This is a genomic window from Actinopolyspora xinjiangensis (assembly GCF_900104475.1).
GTDB lineage: Bacteria > Actinomycetota > Actinomycetes > Mycobacteriales > Pseudonocardiaceae > Actinopolyspora > Actinopolyspora xinjiangensis.
The window spans coordinates 86154-106432 of sequence record NZ_FNJR01000010.1; the positions used below are offsets into that span (position 1 = coordinate 86154).

Consider the following 20279-nt stretch of genomic DNA (forward strand, 5'->3'; position numbering starts at 1 on the left):
GGTCGTGGAGGTGCTCGGGGACATCGGTCGGTCGGTGGCTCGGCCTCGGTGATCCGCACCCGGTCGTTTCCCCGCCCGAGCGCAAATTGTCCCGAAGCGGGTCGTGCTGGGCACCCGAAAAGACCATTCCACGTGGACAGAAGAATGAGATTATTTTTCGGTTTCGCGTTTCGAAATGTACATTTCGGTTCGCCCTGAGGGTACCGCTGATCGTGTGCATTCTATTCTTTACACTTTTTTCCCAGTAGGGGGCACGATGGTGTTCATGTCCGTTCGTGCTGTTGTGGTGGATCTTTCGCCGAAATTAGCTTGGGGATGTGGATCGGGCGCACCGAGTACGAGTTTAGCGGGGAGGTAATGGTGGAGATCAACTGGAACGACGGCGAGCTGATCGATCTGGATAAAAGCGATTCGCTCATGGCGCGTGATCTGTCGAAAACCGATTTGTACGGTGTGTTCCTGCGAGGGAACGAGAATCGCTGGTTCACGTACGTCGGCATCGGCAGTGGTGACGGCGATGTCATCGCCAGAATACCCCCCGCATCCTGGGGTCCTGACTACGCGTTGGCGCTCGTCACCAACACCTCTTACATCAGCGTCGGCACGAACGAGAAGGTGACCGCCTTCCTGGGTAGTGTGGCCATGCCGCTGGACAGGTCGGGAATAAAAGACAGGGAATTCGAGACCGACGACCTCCAGGTCGGGCAGTACATCACCGATTCTTTCTGGGACAGGACCAGGTTCAGCATGGTTCCGGCCGGTGAGAGGTACGAGGCGACGGTCGAGAGAGACGAATCGTCGCCACAGGCGGTGGTCATGAAATTCAACCGGCCGAACAGCAAGCTGGTGGTGCTCGGGTGGGATGATCCGAACCTCTACGCCACGAAGTCGACCAGGGGAAACTTCGATCTCGAAAAGCACGAGGATTCCTTCTCCGAAAAGTGGTTCAACGGGCAAAGCGTGGTCTGGATGAACGCGAACGGTGCCGCCAAGGGGGCGACCTTGTCGGTCGGGATTCCGGCGAAAACGAGTACTTCCGATTCATCCGGAGGAAGCTGAACAGGAGCTTCCTCGCTCATGCGGATGAGTCGTGTCGTGTCGCGGGAACCGTGGCACGTCCGGCCTCGTCGCCGGTTCGAGTGGCGGCGAGGAGTTGTTGTGATCGAATCAGGAGGAAATACGATGACGGAAAACAGTAATGAGAAAGAATGGAACGACGGTAGGCTCATCGAGATTAAGCCGGGAGAATCGCTGTCCGCCAAAGGGTTGACTTCCGGGCAGCTGTACGCGGTCATGCTGTACAACGTGGCGCAGAACGACAACACCGCTGTGCTCACGGTTCGTCAGGGCACGTTTGGGTCGAGGTCCGTGCAAGTTCCCGGGACCACCCAGGGGCGAGGGGGAGCGGGCAGCGCTTACTTCCTCGCCACGGACCAGAGCCACTCTGTGGATGTGAACTTTCCGAACTCGATCAACTCGAATCACGGAAAGATTCAGGCCATACTCGGAAGCGTGGCGATGCCAACGAATTTTGATGGTATCAAGAACGAGGAGATCAAGGTCGGAGAGAAAAAGAACTTCGAGCGTTTCGCGCGGTTCTGGTTCACGCCGCCCGCGGAGAACTTGTGTGCTACGGTCGCTGCGGATAGGCGTATGTTCCAGGCCACCAGATTCTATCAGAAAGGTTTGACCCATTACGCCGATGTTTACGTCATGAACAAGCCCGCGGACTTCGATATGATAAACCAGGTGGCGGTGTTGCCGAGTGCCGGCGGGAAGTATGATGAAACCGGTCAAAACAAGGAACTGCGGGTGAAGTTGCGGACGAGCACCGGCGACAGGGTCTCGTCGACCTTCTTCAACGGTGGTCAGAATGTTTTCTTCAACATGGACAGTGCTGCCAACTCGAAGTACGCCTGGTTGGCCATCGACAAGGGGTGAATGAATGACGGGCCCGGGGCGGACGGTTCGTCCGCCCCGGGCCCGCCGCCTCCGGTCGCGCCGGTCCCCGCCGTCCGCCGGATCGCCGACAGCACGGCGGTTCGGAGCGGCGAGGATCGTGCGCTCGGGCTCGTCGCGACCACGGGGTCGCGGTGCCGGGCGTTCGTGGCGATGGTCAAGACCGATCACTTCGACCAGGGCCGGGAAACCGGCCTCCCCACGGCAACACCGGCATACCGGTCGTCCCGGCACATCGGGAACCGCGCGTTCCCGTCACTCGTCCGCCATGACCGATCGAGCGCTGTTGAGCGCGGCCCTCCGCAGCCTCCGCAGTTCCTTCAGCCGCGCACGATGGCCCTCCAGTGCTTTCTCCTCCTCGACGCGCTGCACTTCGCGAGTCGTTTCCGCCAACTCGACCCGACGCTGGCAGCGGGCGTCCTGTTCGGCCAGTGATAGCTCCAGCCCCGCGATTTCCTCGGTGGGTCCCTGCTCGTCCAGTTTCTCGCGTATGGTCCGCAACGGCCCCTGCAGCGTCTCGTACTCGTGTCCCGCCGAACTCATGCACTCGGACCAGCGCCGCTGGGCCTCGGAGAACTCCGCGGAACCGGTTACGCCGCGAATCACCTCGTTCGACAGGTCCTGCATCGTGTAGAACGCCCGGTCCCATGATTTCCCGTACACTTCCGTGCGGGCCTCGTGCAGACAACCGTCCGTCGCGAAGGTCAATTCGGTTCCGGTCTCGGTGGTTATCGTCTTCCTGTTCTCCTCCGTTCCCGTGAGTGCCCTGTCGCGTTCGGGGGATTCGCTCCGCTTCGTCCTCGCTTCGTCCTTCCCTACGGAGGAGTTCCGAACCGCCCGCATGGTCATGCCGTATCCGTCGTCGGCCGCCCGCTCGGGTGTGAGCAGACCGTACGGATTGTCGGCCCCCGACTCCTCGCCGCCGCGCTCGGAGGGTTCGTAGTCGAATCCTCGGCTGTTCATGCACTCGGCCACGAGCCGTTCCTCAGCGTCGTGCAGCACTCGTCGTTCCGCCTCGCTGAACCGTGTCACGCCGTCGAACGGATAGCCCACCCGCACTGCGGGCCGGTGGCCGGATGCCCCTGAGCATCCGGCCAAGACCAGCGCGAACAGCAGCGTCACGGCAACGCCCGCCCCGGTCCGAGAGCGCATCGGATCAGACGCACCAGTTGTTCGAGGCCACGCCGCCCGCGTAAGCCGTGTTGCCCAGGTTCTCCCACTGGTAGTCGCGCTTGACCACGGTCTCAGTGCCGGTGTAGTTCAGACCGGTGTAGATCGCGACGTTGCAGGAGTTCCCGTTGTTGTAGATCGAGCCGGCATTGTCGAACTTGTCGTACTGCAGCAGATTGTAGTTGTCCCCGTAAACCGTGCCCGGATCTCCGACGTTGACGTTGCTGGAGTACCAGGCGCACAACGCCCCGGATGGGCAGGGGTCGGCCGATGCCGGAGCGGCGAATCCTGCCATTCCGAGCCCTGTCATGGCGATGGCGCCGACCAGCGAAGCCGCCTTCTTTCGGAAAGACACCTTATCTCCATTCTGTTTTGTTCTTCCTGTCGCCCGGAGCGACCGAGGGGTACATTATTCGATTTCCGGGAATCGGATGTACCACCAGCGGTGTGACTTCTTCCGGCGTGCTCCACGTCGAACGTGCGCAGTAATACTGTTTCCGTTGATTGTCGAATCCATTCCTTCTTTTGGGAAGATCCGTTGCTCCTCGGTGGATCCGTTGCGTCCCGAACGTGGCTTCCCGGCGTGGGTGGCCGAGGACGAGCGTGCGGAGGATGAAGACAATACGGGTGTGGACCCGCTACACGATCCCGACGACGAAGAACTGCTCGCGCCGGAGCAAGCCCGTGAGCTGGCCGCGCTGGTGGAACGCGCCCAGCTGGCCTCCGGAGCGGTGCGCGAAGGCCGCATCGGCAAGGTCGGCGTCGCCGACGTCGTGCTCAACGCGGGAAACCCGCTGAGCCTCGGCAACCTGGCCTGCGGACTGTGGGGCACCTCGGCGGAGGTGGCCACCACGCTGTTCCGGCTGGAGAACGTGTTCGCGGAGGCCGGCAGACCCGAGGCCGTGGTGCACGCCTCCCCGACCACGGTGGCCGACATCGAGGGGATCGCCGACGATTCCGGCTGGCACGCCGTCGCCGAGAACGTCGCGTTGTTGTACCGCCCAGACCCCGGGCGGGAGTGGGCGGGACGTGCCGGTGAGCATCCGGTTCGGGAAGCCACCGAACGAGACCTTCCCTCGGTGGCGGAGCTGCTGGCCGACGAACTGGACCTCTCGACGGGAGCCGAACGGCGCCTGCCGCGCTACCTGGGACAGCGGTTGGACGATCCGCGGTGCTTCCTGCACGTGCTGGAGGACGGCGAACTCGAACGGGTGGCCGGGTTCGTGCTCGGTTTCGCCGAGAGCGGCGTGGGACTGATCGAGCACATCGCGGTACGCCCGGGCAGGCGGAACCGGGGGAGAGGGAGGGAGCTGCTGCGCGTGGGAGTGGAATCGGCCGCGGCTCGGGGATCGGTGCTGGTGGCCACGCACGCCGAGGACGGTGGTTCGGTCCAGCGCTTCGCCGAGAGCTGTGGTTTCGGGGTGGCCTACGAGGTGGTTTCCTACACCAGGGGGCTCGAGGAGCGGTTCGAGGAGTAGTCCCGTCCGGCGGTGGCCGGGGAGCGGAGTGCGAGCCGTCACCGACACGCGCGGATGAATGTGGGAATATTTCATCTTCAATCGGACTTGTGCCTTCGCGGACGAGAAGGAGGCACAGTGCCGGATTCCCAGCCGACCACCGCCGAGACCCCGAACGATCAGCTCAGCGGCCGGAAGAGCACCCTCGCCGAACTTCCCCGCGAGATATGGGTCCTGATCAGCGGTGGTTTCATCGTCGCCATCGGGATGGGCATCGTCTCGCCAGCCCTGCCAACCTTCGCAACCAGCTTCAACGTCGGCGTGACGGCGGCGGCGTTCATCGTCAGCGCCTTCGCGCTGATGCGGCTGGTCTTCGCCCCGGCCAGCGGCAGGCTGGTCTCGGCGTTCGGCGAGCGTCCGAACTACGTGCTGGGCATCGTCATCGTCGGCATCAGCTCCACGGCCTGCGCCTTCGCGCAGTCCTACTGGCAGCTGCTGGTGTTCCGCGGGCTCGGCGGCATCGGTTCCACCATGTTCACCGTCTCGGCACTCGCTCTGCTGGTGCGGCTGGCCCCCGCCCATCTGCGGGCCAGGGCCTCCGGGCTGTGGGCGACCAGCTTCCTGTTGGGCAGCATCTCGGGCCCGGTGCTCGGCGGGCTGCTGATCGGGTTCTCGTTGCGGCTGCCCTTCCTGATCTACGGAATCGCGCTCTACCTCGCCGCGTTCGTCGGTTGGTTCCTGCTGCGCGACTCCACGCTGGCCGATCCCCAGCAGAACGCGGCGGCCCCCGACCTCAAGGTCACCACCGCCCTGCGCGACTCCAGCTACCGCGCCTCGCTGCTGGCGAACTTCAGCAAGGGCTGGACCGCGCAGGGCGTGCGTATCGCGCTGATCCCGCTGTTCATCAGCCAGGCCCTGGGGCTTCCCGATGCCATGACCGGTATCGCCCTGTCGGTGTTCGCCGCGGGCAACGCGGCTGTGCTGCTCCCGGCCGGCAGGTTGGCCGACTCGCGCGGGCGCAGACCGATGCTGTTGAGCGGGTTGACGATCGCGGCGGTGGGCAGCGCCGCGATCGGGTTCAGCGAGTCCGTGCCCTGGCTGCTGGGGGCCTCACTGCTGGGCGGGATCGGCATGGGGCTGTTCACTCCGGCCCAGAGCGCGGCCGTGGCCGACATCGTCGGCCCGAAGGCCAAGGGAGGCCCGGTACTGGCCGCCTTCCAGATGTCGGCCGACGTCGGCACGATCGTCGGACCGCCGCTGGCCGGTGCGTTGGCGGGCGCGCTGTCCTACCGTGCCGCGTTCCTGCTCACCGGGCTCGTGGCGCTGGTCGCGATGGTGATGTGGCTGTTCTCGCCCGAGACGCTCGGCCGGGGTTCGCGGTCGGACCGAACCGAGTCGGCCGAACCCGCCGAGTCGGCGGAGCGGGGAGCGGCGGACTGAATCGCCCGTTCCGGGTGTTGCACGGCTTCCGACCGGGTAGGCCTCGGTAAAGCCGGTGGCGAGGGGAGTGCGTGTCGATGGAAACCGGAGTGGAAGCGACCGAGCTGTCCGAGGTCGACCTGCGGCGGGAGTTGCGCCACCTGCACGAGACGCGCAACGAGACGTTCCTGCACGGTTCCTCGGACGCACTGGAGGAGCACACCCGCAGGACTTTCGAGTTGGAGCAGGAGTACCTGCGCAGGCACCCCGAGCGCGAGGTCGATCCCAGGCGTACCCGTGAGGGGGCCAGAGCGGGCTGAGCGTGCCTGCGGCGATGGCGCGGGCCGTCGAGCAGGCGGAGACCTGTGTCTTGCGTCACCGCCGACGCTTTCGTGGGGCGTGACGCCGCGCTCGTGTCGCGGCGTCGTGTGTCACCGGGGCTTTCGAGGTCGCCTGATGGCGAACCGGGTGGGCACGGCGATGCGACCGATAGTGATCGGCCGGGTGGCCCCCCTGTGCGGCAGCGGGGACGCCCTGTTGTAAAGTAGTGTCACAGCGGAAGGCGGGAACGGAAAAGAGAACCTGAACCGTCGTCCTGGAGAACCGAACAAGGGGCTGTGGCGCAGTTGGTAGCGCACCTGACTGGCAGTCAGGGGGTCACGGGTTCGAGTCCCGTCAGCTCCACCGGGTTCGGACGACCCCGCGCTTCGATTCGGTCGAGGCGCGGGGTTTTTCGTGTCGGTGGTCGATGTCCTTGCCGGTGTTTCCCGCGCGGGTAGTTCCGCGCACGAAGCGGGGAGCGGCGCTGGCGGTATACGGACAGGGATGCGGTGAGTCGAGCCCTTCGAAGGGCTCGAGTTCCTCGTCGACCGAGTGCGGTTCCACGCCGAGCCGCCGTGCGGAGGCCCGGGGGTCGGCCGGACCGTCGCGGACCGCATCACCGCTTCTCGTGCCGAGCGTGCTCGGCCCTCCGGTCGGTCCCATCCGTTCCTGTCGCTCTCCTCACCCGCAACGGAGCGACGCTCCAGTGGCCCTACGGCGGTGTCTTCGTCGCGGTTCGGGGGAATCGCCGGAAGTTCCGGCTCGGTCGCGTCGCGGGCGATCGGCCGAGCGCGTTGCCGCACCGACATCCCCCACGATTCCCCGGCCGTCGGCCTCGTCAGCTGGCGCCCGCTCTCCCCATGGAATACGTTTGAGAGTCGAGTAAGTCTCTGCCGTCCGATTCGGTGCCCCAGCCGGCGCGGCGAGCGTCGCGGCATGCGGTCGTGGTGTCTGCTGTGCGATGCTTGAATATTCGATCACGCGCTGACCGGAACCATTCCGCCGTGTAATGACCTTCGTCGGAAAGACTCGGGGTTTTCCAGCTCACCCGTCGAGTCCCGAGTCGGGATTTCAGGGAGGTTGACCGGATGCTGAAGTCTCGTGGCCGACGGCGATCCCGAGGGCCGCTCGCGCTCGGCTTGGCCGTTGCCGTCACCGGACTGGCGCTGATCGCGCCGCCCACCGCCGCCCAGCCACCGGGTGACGACGTGCGGCACAGCGACAACGTCCATCCGGTGACCAACGTGCCGCGCCAGGGTCCGCTGCGGGAGTCTAACCACACCGATCTGGCGTTCTACCGAAACTACGCCTTTCAGGGCAGCTACGACGGTTTCACCGTCTACGACATCTCCAAGCCGCACAAGCCGAGGACGGTCACCCAGGTGCACTGCCCGGGTGGGCAGGGTGACGTGTCGGTGAGCCCGGACGGCAGCCTGCTGTTCCTGTCGGTGGACTACGCGCGCACCGACGACACCTGCCGGAGCGAGCAGGGCTCCTACGAAGACCCGAGCTCCTGGGAGGGAATGCGGGTCTTCGACATCAGCGACAAGGCGAACCCGCGCTACGTCAAGGGCATCAGGACCAGCTGCGGTTCGCACACCCACACCGTGGTCCCGGGCAAGAACACCGACGACCTGTTCCTCTACGTCTCGTCGTACAACCCGGACCCGGCGTTCCCGAACTGCCAACCGCCGCACGACTCGATCTCGGTCATCAACGTCCCGGCCGGTAGCCCGACCGACGCGAAGGTGGTCGCCGAGCCGGTGCTGTTCCCCGACGGCGGCGCGGCGGGCACCGCGGGCTGCCACGACATCACGGTCTACCCGGAGCACGACCTCGCCGGTGGTGCCTGCATGGGCGACGGCGCGCTGCTGGACATCTCCGACCGCGTCGAGCCGCGGGTGATCACCTCGGTGGCGGACCCGAACTTCGCGTTCTACCACTCGGCGACGTTCACCAACGACGGCAGGAGCGTCCTGTTCACCGATGAGCTCGGTGGTGGCGGTGCGCCGACGTGCAACGACGATGTCGGTCCCAAGCACGGCGCGAACGCGATCTACGACATCACCGGCAGCGGGGACGACCGCGAGCTCGAGTTCCAGAGCTACTACAAGATCCCGCGCGACCAGACCGACACCGAGAACTGCGTGGCGCACAACGGAAACCTGATCCCGGTTCCGGGCCGCGACGTCTACGTACAGTCCTGGTACCAGGGCGGCGTGTCGATCTTCGACTTCACCGACACCACGGCGCCGAAGGAGATCGGCTACTTCGATCGTGGTCCGATCGACGAGAACGACCTGACCTTCGGCGGTTCCTGGTCGGCCTACTACTACAACGGTTACGTCTACTCCAGCGACATCACGCGTGGCCTGGACGTCATGAAGGTGACCGGCCCCGGCATGGGCCAGGCCGGGCAGCTCCGGTTGGACGTCCTCAACCCGCAGACGCAGTACTCCTACCCCGAGTGATCCGTCCTGCCACCGGGGCCGGTCGTCACCGGGCCCGGCGCGGGTGTTCGGAAGGGAGCAGGCGCGATGTTCCTGCGGAAACTCTCCCCGCTGCTGGTGCTGCTGCTGGTGGGGCTGCTCGGAGCGGGGACCGCGAGTGCGGCCGACCGGGACTACAACGATGTCGACGCCGAGTTCACCCGCATGATGATTCCGCACCACCACCAGGCGATCGTCATGTCCGAACTGGCCCCGGACCGCGCGGCTGATCCCGAGCTGAAGTCACTGGCCGAGCGCATCAGCATCGAGCAGAGCCTGGAGATCCGGATGATGCGGGGCTGGCAGGAGCGCAACGGCCTGCCGGTGACCGATCCGGAGAGCGCTTACCAGGACGTGCTCGCCGATCCCGAGATGCTCGAGCGGATGGGCATGGCTACCCGGGAGGAGATGGACCGGTTGGCGAAGCTGTCCGGAGCCGAGTTCGACCGGATGTTCCTGGACCTGATGATCCCGCACCACGAAGGTGCGGTCGTGATGTTGCGGGACGTGATCCTCAACGGCAGTGATCGGGAGCTGAACCAGATGTGCCAGGACATGATGTCCACCCAGAAGGCCCAGATCGTGATCATGCGCGACATGCGCCGATCCGTGTGACGTGAGCGCGTCGTGCCGAGCCGTCACCGGCGGCCCGGGCATCCGCGTGGGAGGGGGCCGAACGGCTCGTGTGCGGGCCGTGTATCGTATACCCCCGAGGGATGGGCAGTGGTACGAGCTGAACATCCGTTCCGGAGTGGAACGGGGCTGTGGCGCAGTTGGTAGCGCACCTGACTGGCAGTCAGGGGGTCACGGGTTCGAGTCCCGTCAGCTCCACCGGGTTCGGACGGCCCCGCGCTTCGATTCGGTCGAGGCGCGGGGCTTTTCGTGCATGGCTTCGCCTCTCGCGTGAACCGCTTCGGTGCGGGGTTCGAGTCGGCTGAATCTTCGAAGAAGCGTGCTCACCGCACAGCGGCGGGCACGCCTTCACGGCGCGGCCGTGAAGGCGTGCCCGCCGCTGCGTGGTGGAGGACCGGATCGAGTGCCGGGGCTGTGTGAGAGCGATGTGTCAGTCACCTGTGAACGGTGTCTCCGGAGAAGGACTCGGGAGCCGTTGCCTCGGCTCCTCGGGACGCCCGCGATCGCGGCACCTCCCGCCGGGACTCCGGCGCTCCAGGGCGTCGGCACCTGAGACGTGGGTACCGCCGGACCTCGGGCGCGCGAGCTTGCTGCACGTCACAGCCGCCACCGTGACGGCACGGAATCGCGCACCCGCAATGCTGGCGGACGAGCGGCTGACCGCGTTGAAAGCGATATGGCCCCAGGACGGAAGCGGAGTCTCACGGTGAGCACGTTAGCTTCGGCCCGTTGCGCATGTGGCCGAAGCCCGTCCAGCGACCGCACCCACCGAGCCACATGGGTGGGCACAGCCGCGCCGCCGTCGACCGTCTGGCCAAGCACGGCGACGGCTGGCTCCCGAACCGGCCCACATCGGTCAAGATCCGCCGGGTACGCGAAGCGTTCGCCGACCAGGGGCGCGACGACGTCACCGTGAATCCGGTCAAACCGGAGAACGTGTCCATGCTGGATGCCTACGCGGCAGCCGGTGCGAAGCGTGTGGTCTTTCCGCCGGCTGTCTCGCCGGAGTGCGACGCGCTGCGCGCGCTCGATGAATTCGCCGCCCTGACCACCGGTCGCGGCGGAAGCGGTACCCGGATCCCCTGATCGACTCTCTCCGGCCAGGGCTCGGGCGACCGCGTCTCCGGTGGAGCGGGGAAGGTGTCCGAGCGCGCCGATCCCGGCGGTGCGCGTACCCGAGCTGGGCTCGTGGGGAGCCGTCAGCGGCGTTCCACTCACCGGGTTCGTGTTCGCTGCTGCTTTTGCAGCAATTCGCCCTACCGATTTTCCGGGATTATTGACAGCTTCCAGGAATGTCACGGAACTTGGTGTTCCAGTAACTCCGAACTGTGTTCGGTATATCGGACACAGTTTTGGTGTTCGTGGTCCGGTTGTGGCATGTGGAGTTCCAGAAGGAAGAGTGCGGTATGAGCTGCGCGAGGGTGATCCCGTTCGGAGGCCTCTTCGTGCCGGGTAGCTGTCCGGATTCGGCGACGAATAGTAAAAGCTTCCTGAAAACCGGTCCGAATCCTGCGAATAATTGGTAAATCCCAGTATTGGGACACTTTTTCCCGTGGAGAGGAGTTCGCTGTGCGATATTCACGTTGGTTCGCGGTGCTGGCCGCCGCGATGCTCGCGGCGGGTGGGGTGTCCGCCGGTTACGCGGACACGACCGCGAGCGCGGACACGAACACTACGGCTGATCTGCCCTCGAGCTTCCAATGGAGCTCGACCGGCCCGCTGATCGGCCCCAAACCCGACGCGACCCACGACGCGGTCTCCTTCAAGGACCCTTCGGTGGTGCGCTACGAGGGCGAGTGGCTGGTTTACGGGACGACCGCGAGCGAATCAGGCGGTTGGAACCTGGTCTACACCCACTTCAGCGACTGGTCGCAGGCATCCTCGGCTCCGCACTACTACCTCGACCGGTCCGCCATCGGTTCCGGGTACCGTGCCGCACCGCAGGTGTTCTACTTCGAACCCCGGGACAAGTGGTACCTGGTCTACCAGACCGGTGTGCCTTCCTACTCCACCACGGACGATCCCAGCGATCCGAGTTCCTGGTCCGAGCCGAGGAACCTCATGGACAGCATGCCCGACATAGTCGCCGACAACATCGGTGACGGGCACTGGGTGGACTTCTGGGTGACCTGCGACGCGGCCATGTGTTACCTGTTCTCCTCCGACGACAACGGTCACCTCTACCGCGCGGAGACCACGCTCGGGCAGTTTCCGCACGGCTTCGGCGACACCCAGATCGCCGTGTGGGACACCCCTGAGGACCTGTTCGAGGCGAGCAACGTCTACAAGGTGGCGGGAACCGGCAAGTACCTGCTGCTGGTGGAGGCCATCGGCAGTGACGGCCGTCGGTGGTTCCGTTCCTGGACCTCCGACAGCATCGACGGCTTCTGGAACCGACTGGCCGACACCGAGCAGAACCCGTTCGCACGGTCGAACAACGTCACGTTCCCCGGCGGGGAATGGACCGCCGACATCAGCCACGGCGAGCTGATCCGCTCCGGTGTCGACCAGACCATGACGATCGACCCCTGTCAGCTCCGATTCCTCTACCAGGGCAAGGACCCGGAGGCTGGTGGTGACTACTCCCAGCTGCCGTACCAGCTGGGACTGCTGACCCAGACCAACTCGTCCTGCTAGCGGGCCGAGGCCGGTGCAGGATGAGCGCCCGACCCGGCGCCGCCAGGTCTTCCGGTTCCCGAGCACCCCCGGGGGTCGGCACGAGCCGGACACCTGGGGCCGCCGGGGTCGGGTGCCCGGACGGCTCGGTCTCTCGTGCCCGCGGAGGTACCTCCGAACCCGGCGGAATTCCGTCCGGCCGTGATGCCGGGCAAGGGTGGTCGGCTTCGTGATCCACACCGTTCGTTGTTCCGGGGCTTTTCGCGTTCAGGTGTGTCGGGATCCCCTCCGGGCGTATCGATTCTCCGTTCGTTGAAACCTAATCGAGGGAACCGTTCTTCGTGGTGGGGTGTGGTCCGTCAACCACGGGTTCTTGTGATTTCCGGCAATTCTGTGCCGCATGTCACCGCTGTGTCGGTTGCACGAAGAGTTGATCTTTGTGAGGGTGAGGATCGCCGTGATCACCTGGGTGCGCGGTGTCGATCAACCCTTTCAGGGGCGTGTCCGTGAATCGCCTCTCGACGTCGGGAGTCTCGTGCGAATTCGGGAAGAGTGTCTTCGGTGACTGGTCCTGGTGCGGGTGTTTCCGCTCCCACCGTGCCCGCCGTCGAGCGGGGAATCCTGTGGCGCGGGGCGCTGGCCCTCGCCGCGGCCATGGGGGTGGGGCGTTTCGCGTACACACCGATCCTGCCGCTGATGGAACGCCAGGCGGCTCTCGGGGCCGACGCGGGGGCCTGGATCGCCACGGCCAACTACGCCGGCTATCTCGTCGGAGCCCTGCTGCTGAGCGTGTTTCCCGTGCTGGCGCTCTCCGCCGGCTTCGTCAGGGTCTGGTTCCTGGTGCTGGTGGCCTCCATCGCGGCGATGCCGCTGAGTATCGAACCCTCGGTCTGGATGGTGCTTCGGTTTCTCGCCGGTGTGGCCAGTGCCGTGATCTTCGTCGTGTCCGCCCAGGCGGTACTGCGGACCCTGCGGCGGAATCCACACCTGTCCGGGTGGGCCTACGGAGGAGTGGGCCTGGGAATCACGTTGTCCGGGATGGCGGTGCTGGCGCTGGGAGCCGGTTCCTCCTGGGTCGTCTCCTGGCTGGTGTGCGCGGTGCTGGCGGCCCTGCTCGGGGCTCCGGTGTGGACGTTGCTGGGCAGGGCCGCACCCCCGGCTTCGGCGGAAACCTCCGAGGAGCCCGTCGCGGGACGCGGCCGTGCGTTCGGACTGCTCCTGCTCGGTTACTTCCTCGAAGGGGTCGGATACATAATCGCGGCCACCTTCCTGGTGGCCGCGCTCGCCGACGCCGGTATGGCCTGGTTGGGCGGCGGTGCATGGGTGATCGTGGGACTCGCGGCCGTTCCTTCCTGCGTACTGTGGTCGAGCCTCTCCCGGAGGTTCGCCGTTCCGTCAGCGCTCGTGGCCGCGCTTTCGCTGCAAGCCGTCGCGGTCGCACTGCCCGCTCTTACCGGCGACCCGCTGGCCGTGGTTCTGGCCGCCGCCGTGTTCGGCGGGACTTTCATGGGGATCACGACCCTGGCACTGGTCTCCGGCGCCGCGTTGGGCGTGCCACGGGCGGCCGCCGCGCTGACCGCGTCCTACGGCCTCGGGCAGATCGTGGGACCGCTGCTCGTGCAGCCCACGCTGAGCGACGGTTACCGTCTCGCGCTGCTCATCGGAGGTGCGGTGCTGCTCTGTGGCGCGCTGGTGGTGCTGTCGCTGCGCCTGACGTACTGGCGCGACGCTGCCGAAGCTCCCCGTGGAGTCCTCCCGGAGCGCGGGTGAGTACGGGGACAGCCTTCCCGTCCGGGCGGGGAGCGGTGCCACCGCGTCCGGCGCGCGTGGCCGCCGACGGGAGGTTACGGGGCATGAGCGCTGTCGGGAAGCCGGTGCCGCGTGTCACCGACGGCCGGAGCGTTCGTTCCGCCGAGGTGGGAGGAAGTGATGAGCCGGTTCGCACGCCTGGCGTTCACCGACACGGTGCGCCGGGTTCAGCAGCAGGAGGGAACGCGTCCCCGTGATCGGGGCGAGCTCGGTTCGGCGGTGGGGCTCGCGCCCGATCCGTTGGGGGAGCGCGAGAGGGACTTCATCGGGCAGCGGGACGGGTTCTACATCGCCACCGTCGGTGAAACCGGCTGGCCGTACGTGCAGTTCCGCGGTGGACCGGCGGGATTCGTCCATGTCCTCGACGAGTACACCCTCGGCTACGCCGACGTCCGGGGCAACCGGGAATACATCACCAACGGGAACCTGCGCACCGACGGCAGGGTGGCGTTGTTCTTCATGGACTACGCCGGGCGCGAGCGGCTCAAGCTCTTCGGCCGCGCGGAAACGCGCCGGCCGGAGGACGATCCCGAACTGACCGATTCGGTTTGCCGGGTGCGTACGACGGGAAGGGTCGAACGGGTTCCGCTCATTCGGGTCGAGGGTTTCGACTGGAACTGTCCCAAGCACATCCCGCACCGCTACACCGGGGGCGAGCTCGCGCCCGTGCGGGAGCGGTTGTCCCGTCTGGAGTCCGAGAACGCGGAGCTTCGCTCCCGGTTGCGCGCTCTCGGTGAGGACCCCGACGAGCTCCGCCGCGAGGAGAGGTCCGACGACTGAGTCTCGGACGAGGGATGTCACGCCCGCGCGGTTCGGCGTGGTGAGAGCGCCCCGAACGTCGAGACGGTCCTGGACAGGGTGGTGGCGCCGCTGATGTACCGGATCCTCTTCCGCCCGGAAGGGCTGACGGGGGAGTACGCGCGACGGTTGGTCAGCGCGACTCTGGAGCTCGGCTGACGGGCGGGGCGGATCGCCCCTGGTGGCGACGCTCCCCGATTCCGCGACGAGGAACGCGGGAACGTTCCGGAGCCGTACTCGGGCGGGAGCGAGGGTCGCGCGGTGGTTTTCGGCCGGACGGTTCCCGGTCTCGGTGGCGGGCGTACGTGGTTTTCCGGATCACCAGTGCGCCGGACGGGAGACCGTGTCGGGCAACCCGGTTCGCGCGTCCCCGAGAGCCGCGTTGACCTGCGGTTGGGTCAGGAACAGGCTGCCGCGCAGATCCGCTCCGCCGAGATAGGCACCCCGCATGTCGGCACCGATGACGTCGGCGGTTCGCAGATCCGCGCCGGTGAGCCTCGCCCCGATCAGGCAGGCCCCGCGCAGACTGGCGCCCCGCAGGTCCGCGTCGCCGAGGTCGGCACCCAGCAGGTCGGCACCTCGGTGGTCCACCCCGGAGCGGGGCAGCCCCTCGCGCGCCAGCTCGCTGGTGCGCAGCAGCAGCGGGTTGATCTCGTCCCGGAGCGAGTTCGGGTCCAGCGCCACGAGCGCCTCGGCGCTGTGACCGGTGAGGCGTTCGACGCGTTCGTGAGCCCCTCGCAGCTCCTCCCGCAGTTCGCGGGGACGCGCCAGTTCCAGCGCCTCGGTGAGGTACCAGAGCAGCTCGTGGAGCTGGCGCATCACCGCGAACGAGTCGAACATCGCTCGTGCGGTGTCCGGAGCACGCCGCCAGTCGGTTCCGCCGAAGGTGTGCTGCGAGACGCGCTGTCCGGCTCCGAAGCAGTCGAAGGTGACGCAACCCGCGAATCCCTCGTTTCGCAGCCGGGAATGAATACCGCAGCGGAAGTCCGCCAGCAGGTTCCCGCAAGGTGTTCCGGCCGCCTTGTCGACCGGGAAGTCCGCCGAGGCGGTGAAGGGGAGTGCGACGCAGCACAACCCGAAGCAGTTCGAGCAGTCGGCCCGCAGCTCGCTGCGCTCCTGCTCGCCGGAGGTTGATGCGGTGTTGTCGGACACGCTGCTCGGCCTCCTGGAGTGGGCGGCTGTTTCGTTCGGACCGGCGTGATCACCTTGTCCGTCGACGGATGTGCCGATTGTCCCGTGCCCCGTCGTCTCCCGGTCGCACCGGTGACGTCCCCTCGGGTGCGGTGTTCCGTCGATACTCCCAGTACGGCGACGGCGCCGATTTCCCGCGAACTTGTCGCGCCGGTGGGGAGTCGTGGCCCGAGCGTAGATTTCCCACGGAATCGCCGCGCCATCGACTCGGGTCCACCAGCGGCGAGAGCCGTGCCGAAGGTTCCGCCGAGCGAGCTGTCACGGGAACCGGGCCGACGAACTCAGTACGACACGAAGGCGAACCGGGTGCTGTCCGGTGCCCAGTTGCCGACGTTGCTGGTGCCCTGCCCGCCGAACAGCGGGAAGGTCCGGATCGGATTCTGCCAGTCCTCGGTGGCGACCACGTGGATCGCGACCTCGGTGTCGGGCGGGTGGCCGCGGGTACCGGCCGGGTAGGACAGGTAGTTCGCGTGCCTGCCGTCGGGGGAGACGTGTGGGAACCAGTCCACGGTGGTCGATCTCACCAGCTGTCGCGGTGTGCCGCCCTCGGCGGGGACGCGGGCCAGCTGCGCGTGCCCGGTCTCGTCGCCGAAGGAGTCGTCGTTGAACACGATCCACTCCCCGTCCGGGGTGTACTCCGGCCCGTCGAGGTGACCCGGTCCGGTCTCGAACCGGCGCACCGGACCGCCCGCCGCGGGCAGCACCGCCAGTTCGCCCGCCTCGCCGTCCCCGCTGCTCGGCAGCAGTACGCAGACCAGCGTTTCGCCGTCCGGGCTGACCCCGTGCAGGTAGTGGCGCCAACCGTCGTCCTCGGTCAGGCGCTTGCCCGTTCCTCCCGTCACCGGGGCGGCGTAGATGTGCCCGTCCTTGGCCGTGACGTAGACGGTCTCCCCGTCGGGGGAGAGCACGTGGTCGTTGTTGATGTCCGGCACTCCCGGCAGCGGTACCCGCTCGACGCCGTCGGGGCGCTCGACGTCGAGCCGCCACAGCGCCCCGGAGCCGTTGAGCAGCAGCGCGCTGCCGTCCCGCGTCCAGTTGGGCGCTTCCAGCAGCATCTCGTCCGTTTCGAACAGCTTCCGGGGGGTCGGGGAGTCGGGCGAGGCGATCCGGACCACGGTGCGCCGTCCCGGGGCCAACCGGCGGAAGTTCCCGCTCTCGTGCGTGCTGTCGGTCATGGGCCGATCCTCCGGGGACCGAAGCGGTGCACCGGAAGGGGGTGCCGACTCCGGAACGGAGGGAAAAGGCCCGGTCGGGCCAGCGCCGAGGACAGCACGGAAACCTCAGTCCGCGACGGCAGGCCGGTCGGGCACCCGGTCGGTCTTGGCCCACGAGCTCCGCCGCGCCAGTCTCCGGAACAACGCTCGCCAGGTGGAGATCACCCCGAACAGCAGGAAGAAGGGGTAGCACAGTCCCGCGAGCAGGCAGCGCCACAACGGTTCGTCGCCCAGCCGCAACCGGTGTACCAGCGCCCACACCAGACCCGGCAGGAACAACAGGAGCAGCCAGGTGGCGGACGCCAGCGCGATGGCGGGAGCGGCCGTGACCACGTCGCCGCTCGCGGCTGCGGTGTCGGCCACACTGAACGCGATCAGGCCGCTGAAGATCGCCGACACCGGCACGGTGGCCCAGGGCGAGAGCAGTGCCACCAGGAAGTCGAGCAGGGCCGGGTTGCCGACCGAGCGCGACTTCACCAGGGCGGGGACGTGGCGCACGCACTGCAGGTTGCCCTGTGCCCAGCGGGCGCGCTGCCGCAGCAGCCGCCGCACGTCAGGCAGTCCCTGCTGGCTGACGCGCGCACGGCTGGTGTACCTGACGCGAACACCGGCCAGGTGCAGCCGCAGCGCCAGTTCGTAGTCCTCCACCAGGCAGTCCGTCCAGATATCGGGGGCGAGGTCGGCCAGTACGGACAGCCGGACGAACTGGCCGTTGCCGCCCAGTCCCACGCTGCCGAGCAGATCCCGCAGCAGCTGCGAGGAGTCCATCACCGCGCCGAACTCCAGGTCCTGCAGCAGCGGCAGCACACCGGTGCGGTTGTGGACGCGGATACCGCACTGCACCGCGCCGACCGTGTCGTCGCGCAGCACGCTCGCCACTTCGCCGAGCATGCCGGGACTGCCACGACCGTCGCCGTCGATCACCCCGACCACGGTTCGCGCGGGATCGAGTTCGGCTCGGTTCAGGACGTGTTGGCACGCCTGGTTGAGCGAGTCGCCCTTGCCACGCCTCGCCCGGGGCGGTCGGCGGTGGATCACGTGCAGCCGGGGGTCGGGTATGTCGGCGAGCACCGCTCGGGTGCGGTCGTCGGAGTCGTCGTCGACCACCAGCACCCGCACCGGGGTTTCGGGAGTGTCCAGCGCCAACGCGTCGCGCACGGTGCTTTCGATGACGCGCTCCTCGTTGAGGGCGGGAATGACGATGAAGAACGAGAAAGGCTCGCGTTCACGGTGTTCGGTCGCGGAAACCGGAGTTCGCCACGAGAACGCCGCGAGCACCAGATTCAGCGTCGGCCACCAGACGAGCAGAGCGATCATGAGAACCGCGAGCAACCATCCGATCATCTTTCACTTCCGATCCGGTTCTCCGGAAGGAAGGCGCGTGTGCTGTCGCAGGGAGCGTGCGCACAGCAGCAACGCCACGAGCGACAGGAACGAGAGGATCGAGTAGAAAACGCCGATATTACCACCGCCGGCCGCGATTCCCATGGTGGACACGGCGGCGCCGCCGAATCGGAAACAATACATGTCCGCTCCGTTCGAAAAAGATCTAATTTTCGTCCGGACACGGGTTCGTGAGCGTGCGAACCCGCGCTTCGTTCGGTATGGATCGGTGTTGTACGAGGTGCGTACCGGTCGTTTTCGGCGTGTCGGAGGTCGCGGAATATGTACGGCGAAGAGATTAACAGTTCCGTGGCCGCCGGGCAGCGAGAAGTGTGGCTCGTCGCGGGAACCCGCCCCGAGGCGGTCAAGCTCGCGCCGGTGGCCCGCGCGTGCCGTGAGAACGCCCGCACACGTCCGGTGCTGATCGCCTCGGGACAGCACGCGGGAATGGTTTCGCAGGCGCTGCGCGCCTTCGAGCTGGAGCCCGATGTGGACTTGGCGGTGCGGCGCGGCACCGGTTCCCAGCCCGAACTGCTGGCGGAGCTGGTCAAGGGCCTGGACGGGCTGGCCGAGCGCCGTCCGCCGGAGGCGGTGCTGGTGCAGGGCGACACCACCACGACGTTGGCGGGGGCGCTCACCGCGTTCTGGCGACGTGTTCCGGTGGTGCATCTGGAGGCCGGACTGCGTTCGTTCGACCTGCACGCGCCGTTTCCCGAGGAACTCAACCGCAGAATGGTCACCCAGGCCAGCGGTTTCCACCTGGCGCCCACCGAGAACGCCGCCCGGAATCTTCGGGAGTGCGGGATAACCGACGACAGAATTCTCGTCACGGGTAACACCGTGGTCGACGCCGTCGAATCCGTGGCCCACCGCGAACCGGTGTTCGAGAATCCTGAACTGGCCGGGGTGGTCCAGCGGGCGGTGGCGGGTGAGCGACGCCTGGTGCTGGTCACCGTCCACCGTCGGGAGTCGTGGGGTGAGCCGATACGGCGTGTTCTCGAAGCGATTCGGGAGCTCACCCGAATCCACCCCGACATCCGGGTGGTGCTGCCCGCCCACCCGAATCCCGAGGTCGGTGGACTGGCCAGGAGCGTGTTCGCGGCCGATCCGAACGTGCTGGTGACCGATCCGCTGCCCTACGGCGAGCTCGTCCACGTGCTGGCCGCCAGCACGCTGGTGCTGTCGGACTCGGGCGGCATCCAGGAGGAGGCGCCCGCATTCGGGGTACCGGTGTTGGTGCTGCGCGACGTGACCGAGCGCACGGAGGCCGTCGACGCGGGTTGCGCCCTGCTGGTGGGGTCCGAGCGGGGCCGGATCGTGCACCACGCCTCGCGTCTGCTCGCCGATCCCGGCGCGCGGGAGTCGATGCTGGCCGGGGGCAATCCGTTCGGTGACGGTCGCGGAGCCGCGCGTGCCGAGGCCGTGCTGGCGTGGCTGCTCGGCTTGGCCGACCGGCTCCCCGCGGCGTTCGTTCCGCTCGCGGGTGCCGGACCGGGGCGGTTGGAGCCCTACGGAGTGGTCGGTGCCGCCGCGAGTCCTCGCTGAAACCGCACCGCGCCACCCGTTTCGCCTCTCCCGGCGAGCACGGTTCGGTCGCAGCGAGATCGATTCCCGGTGAATTCTTTTTCGTACGTTCTGTGACGCAACGAAACGCGCGCGGAGATCGTCCCGCCTGTGTGGGCGATCGTGGCGTTCCACGCGAGCGCGCGCGATAGTTGTCAAACGGTTTTCCGTCCAGTGCGGAAATTGTGAAAACCGACACTGACAAACCTGTTGGTTGACACGAAAAGATCACGAAAGGATCTCGTTCCTTTCGTTCG

The 20279-nt window shown here is 66.9% G+C and carries 17 protein-coding genes, 2 tRNA genes and 2 pseudogenes; 15 read left to right on the forward strand and 6 right to left on the reverse strand.

The annotated features are described in order from the left end of the window. Positions 1-360 precede the first annotated feature (360 nt). Together BLQ75_RS15755 and BLQ75_RS15760 are read left to right on the forward strand one after the other, a co-directional pair. Positions 361-1059, forward strand: coding sequence for a hypothetical protein (locus BLQ75_RS15755; protein ID WP_139182999.1), 699 nt, complete (start codon positions 361-363; stop codon positions 1057-1059). 99 nt (positions 1060-1158) lie between these two features. Beyond that, positions 1159-1941, forward strand: coding sequence for a hypothetical protein (locus BLQ75_RS15760; protein ID WP_139183000.1), 783 nt, complete (start codon positions 1159-1161; stop codon positions 1939-1941). Positions 1942-2214: 273 nt separating this feature from the next. Here the strand turns inward: BLQ75_RS15760 and BLQ75_RS15765 are convergent, their stop codons facing one another. Further along, on the reverse strand, positions 2215-3111 hold the full coding sequence (locus tag BLQ75_RS15765) for a hypothetical protein (RefSeq protein WP_139183001.1): 897 nt from the start codon (positions 3109-3111) through the stop codon (positions 2215-2217). Between the two features lie 4 nt (positions 3112-3115). After that, positions 3116-3484, reverse strand: coding sequence for a peptidase inhibitor family I36 protein (locus tag BLQ75_RS15770; protein ID WP_211481403.1), 369 nt, complete (start codon positions 3482-3484; stop codon positions 3116-3118). Positions 3485-3758: 274 nt separating this feature from the next. Between BLQ75_RS15770 and BLQ75_RS15775 the strand changes: the two genes are divergently transcribed. The 12 genes and pseudogenes from BLQ75_RS15775 to BLQ75_RS24225 all read left to right on the forward strand — a co-directional run. Continuing rightward, a complete protein-coding gene (locus BLQ75_RS15775; RefSeq protein WP_092603280.1) occupies positions 3759-4607 on the forward strand; it encodes a GNAT family N-acetyltransferase in 849 nt (282 codons plus the stop codon). 117 nt (positions 4608-4724) lie between these two features. Then, a complete protein-coding gene (locus tag BLQ75_RS15780; protein WP_092603056.1) occupies positions 4725-6026 on the forward strand; it encodes an MFS transporter in 1302 nt (433 codons plus the stop codon). 77 nt (positions 6027-6103) lie between these two features. After that, the gene (locus BLQ75_RS15785) at positions 6104-6325 is read left to right on the forward strand and encodes a DUF6158 family protein (protein ID WP_170837523.1); all 222 of its coding nucleotides are present in this window, start codon (positions 6104-6106) and stop codon (positions 6323-6325) included. 291 nt (positions 6326-6616) lie between these two features. Then, positions 6617-6689: transfer RNA gene (locus BLQ75_RS15790), tRNA-Ala, on the forward strand. A 725-nt stretch (positions 6690-7414) separates the two neighbouring features. Beyond that, the gene (locus BLQ75_RS15800; protein ID WP_092603062.1) at positions 7415-8797 is read left to right on the forward strand and encodes an LVIVD repeat-containing protein; all 1383 of its coding nucleotides are present in this window, start codon (positions 7415-7417) and stop codon (positions 8795-8797) included. Between the two features lie 66 nt (positions 8798-8863). Continuing rightward, positions 8864-9430, forward strand: coding sequence for a DUF305 domain-containing protein (locus BLQ75_RS15805; protein WP_092603064.1), 567 nt, complete (start codon positions 8864-8866; stop codon positions 9428-9430). A gap of 143 nt (positions 9431-9573) precedes the next feature. Then, positions 9574-9646 (forward strand) — tRNA-Ala (locus tag BLQ75_RS15810). Between the two features lie 510 nt (positions 9647-10156). After that, positions 10157-10534: pseudogene (locus tag BLQ75_RS15815) on the forward strand (LLM class flavin-dependent oxidoreductase); the annotation flags it as partial. A gap of 483 nt (positions 10535-11017) precedes the next feature. Further along, the gene (locus tag BLQ75_RS15820) at positions 11018-12085 is read left to right on the forward strand and encodes a glycoside hydrolase family 62 protein (protein ID WP_211481405.1); all 1068 of its coding nucleotides are present in this window, start codon (positions 11018-11020) and stop codon (positions 12083-12085) included. A 540-nt stretch (positions 12086-12625) separates the two neighbouring features. Then, entirely contained in the window at positions 12626-13834 is a 1209-nt protein-coding gene (locus BLQ75_RS15825) for a YbfB/YjiJ family MFS transporter (protein WP_244515612.1), read from the forward strand. Positions 13835-13993: 159 nt separating this feature from the next. Next, positions 13994-14653 (forward strand): pyridoxamine 5'-phosphate oxidase family protein, encoded by a 660-nt coding sequence (locus BLQ75_RS15830; protein WP_092603068.1) that lies wholly within the window; start codon positions 13994-13996, stop codon positions 14651-14653. A 21-nt stretch (positions 14654-14674) separates the two neighbouring features. Continuing rightward, a pseudogene (locus BLQ75_RS24225) lies at positions 14675-14830 on the forward strand (TetR/AcrR family transcriptional regulator C-terminal ligand-binding domain-containing protein); the annotation flags it as partial. 159 nt (positions 14831-14989) lie between these two features. On the opposite strand, the gene BLQ75_RS15840 reads toward BLQ75_RS24225, so the two are convergent. The 4 genes from BLQ75_RS15840 to BLQ75_RS15855 all read right to left on the reverse strand — a co-directional run bounded on the left by BLQ75_RS15840 (position 14990) and on the right by BLQ75_RS15855 (position 18603). Then, positions 14990-15823 carry a pentapeptide repeat-containing protein gene (locus BLQ75_RS15840; RefSeq protein ID WP_092603069.1) on the reverse strand — a complete coding sequence of 278 codons (834 nt, stop codon included), beginning with the start codon at positions 15821-15823 and terminating at the stop codon, positions 14990-14992. Positions 15824-16143: 320 nt separating this feature from the next. Continuing rightward, the gene (locus tag BLQ75_RS15845; RefSeq protein ID WP_092603071.1) at positions 16144-17037 is read right to left on the reverse strand and encodes a TolB family protein; all 894 of its coding nucleotides are present in this window, start codon (positions 17035-17037) and stop codon (positions 16144-16146) included. Between the two features lie 105 nt (positions 17038-17142). Continuing rightward, positions 17143-18420 (reverse strand): glycosyltransferase, encoded by a 1278-nt coding sequence (locus BLQ75_RS15850; protein WP_092603073.1) that lies wholly within the window; start codon positions 18418-18420, stop codon positions 17143-17145. 3 nt (positions 18421-18423) lie between these two features. After that, entirely contained in the window at positions 18424-18603 is a 180-nt protein-coding gene (locus BLQ75_RS15855; RefSeq protein WP_092603075.1) for a hypothetical protein, read from the reverse strand. A gap of 138 nt (positions 18604-18741) precedes the next feature. Here BLQ75_RS15855 and wecB point away from each other — a divergent pair, with 138 nt between their 5' ends. Next, positions 18742-20004, forward strand: a complete 1263-nt coding sequence (gene wecB, locus BLQ75_RS15860) for a non-hydrolyzing UDP-N-acetylglucosamine 2-epimerase (RefSeq protein ID WP_092603077.1) — start codon at positions 18742-18744, stop codon at positions 20002-20004. The last annotated feature ends 275 nt before the right edge of the window (positions 20005-20279 follow it).

Bases quoted from the DNA above. Each gene is read 5' to 3' on its own strand.
- BLQ75_RS15765 (WP_139183001.1), bottom strand. From the start codon at position 3,111: ATGCGCTCTCGGACCGGGGCGGGCGTTGCCGTGACGCTGCTGTTCGCG.
- BLQ75_RS15785 (WP_170837523.1), top strand. From the start codon at position 6,104: ATGGAAACCGGAGTGGAAGCGACCGAGCTGTCCGAGGTCGACCTGCGG.
- BLQ75_RS15800 (WP_092603062.1), top strand. From the start codon at position 7,415: ATGCTGAAGTCTCGTGGCCGACGGCGATCCCGAGGGCCGCTCGCGCTC.
- BLQ75_RS15805 (WP_092603064.1), top strand. From the start codon at position 8,864: ATGTTCCTGCGGAAACTCTCCCCGCTGCTGGTGCTGCTGCTGGTGGGG.
- BLQ75_RS15830 (WP_092603068.1), top strand. From the start codon at position 13,994: ATGAGCCGGTTCGCACGCCTGGCGTTCACCGACACGGTGCGCCGGGTT.
- BLQ75_RS15845 (WP_092603071.1), bottom strand. From the start codon at position 17,037: ATGACCGACAGCACGCACGAGAGCGGGAACTTCCGCCGGTTGGCCCCG.
- BLQ75_RS15850 (WP_092603073.1), bottom strand. From the start codon at position 18,420: ATGATCGGATGGTTGCTCGCGGTTCTCATGATCGCTCTGCTCGTCTGG.
- BLQ75_RS15855 (WP_092603075.1), bottom strand. From the start codon at position 18,603: ATGTATTGTTTCCGATTCGGCGGCGCCGCCGTGTCCACCATGGGAATC.
- wecB (WP_092603077.1), top strand. From the start codon at position 18,742: ATGTACGGCGAAGAGATTAACAGTTCCGTGGCCGCCGGGCAGCGAGAA.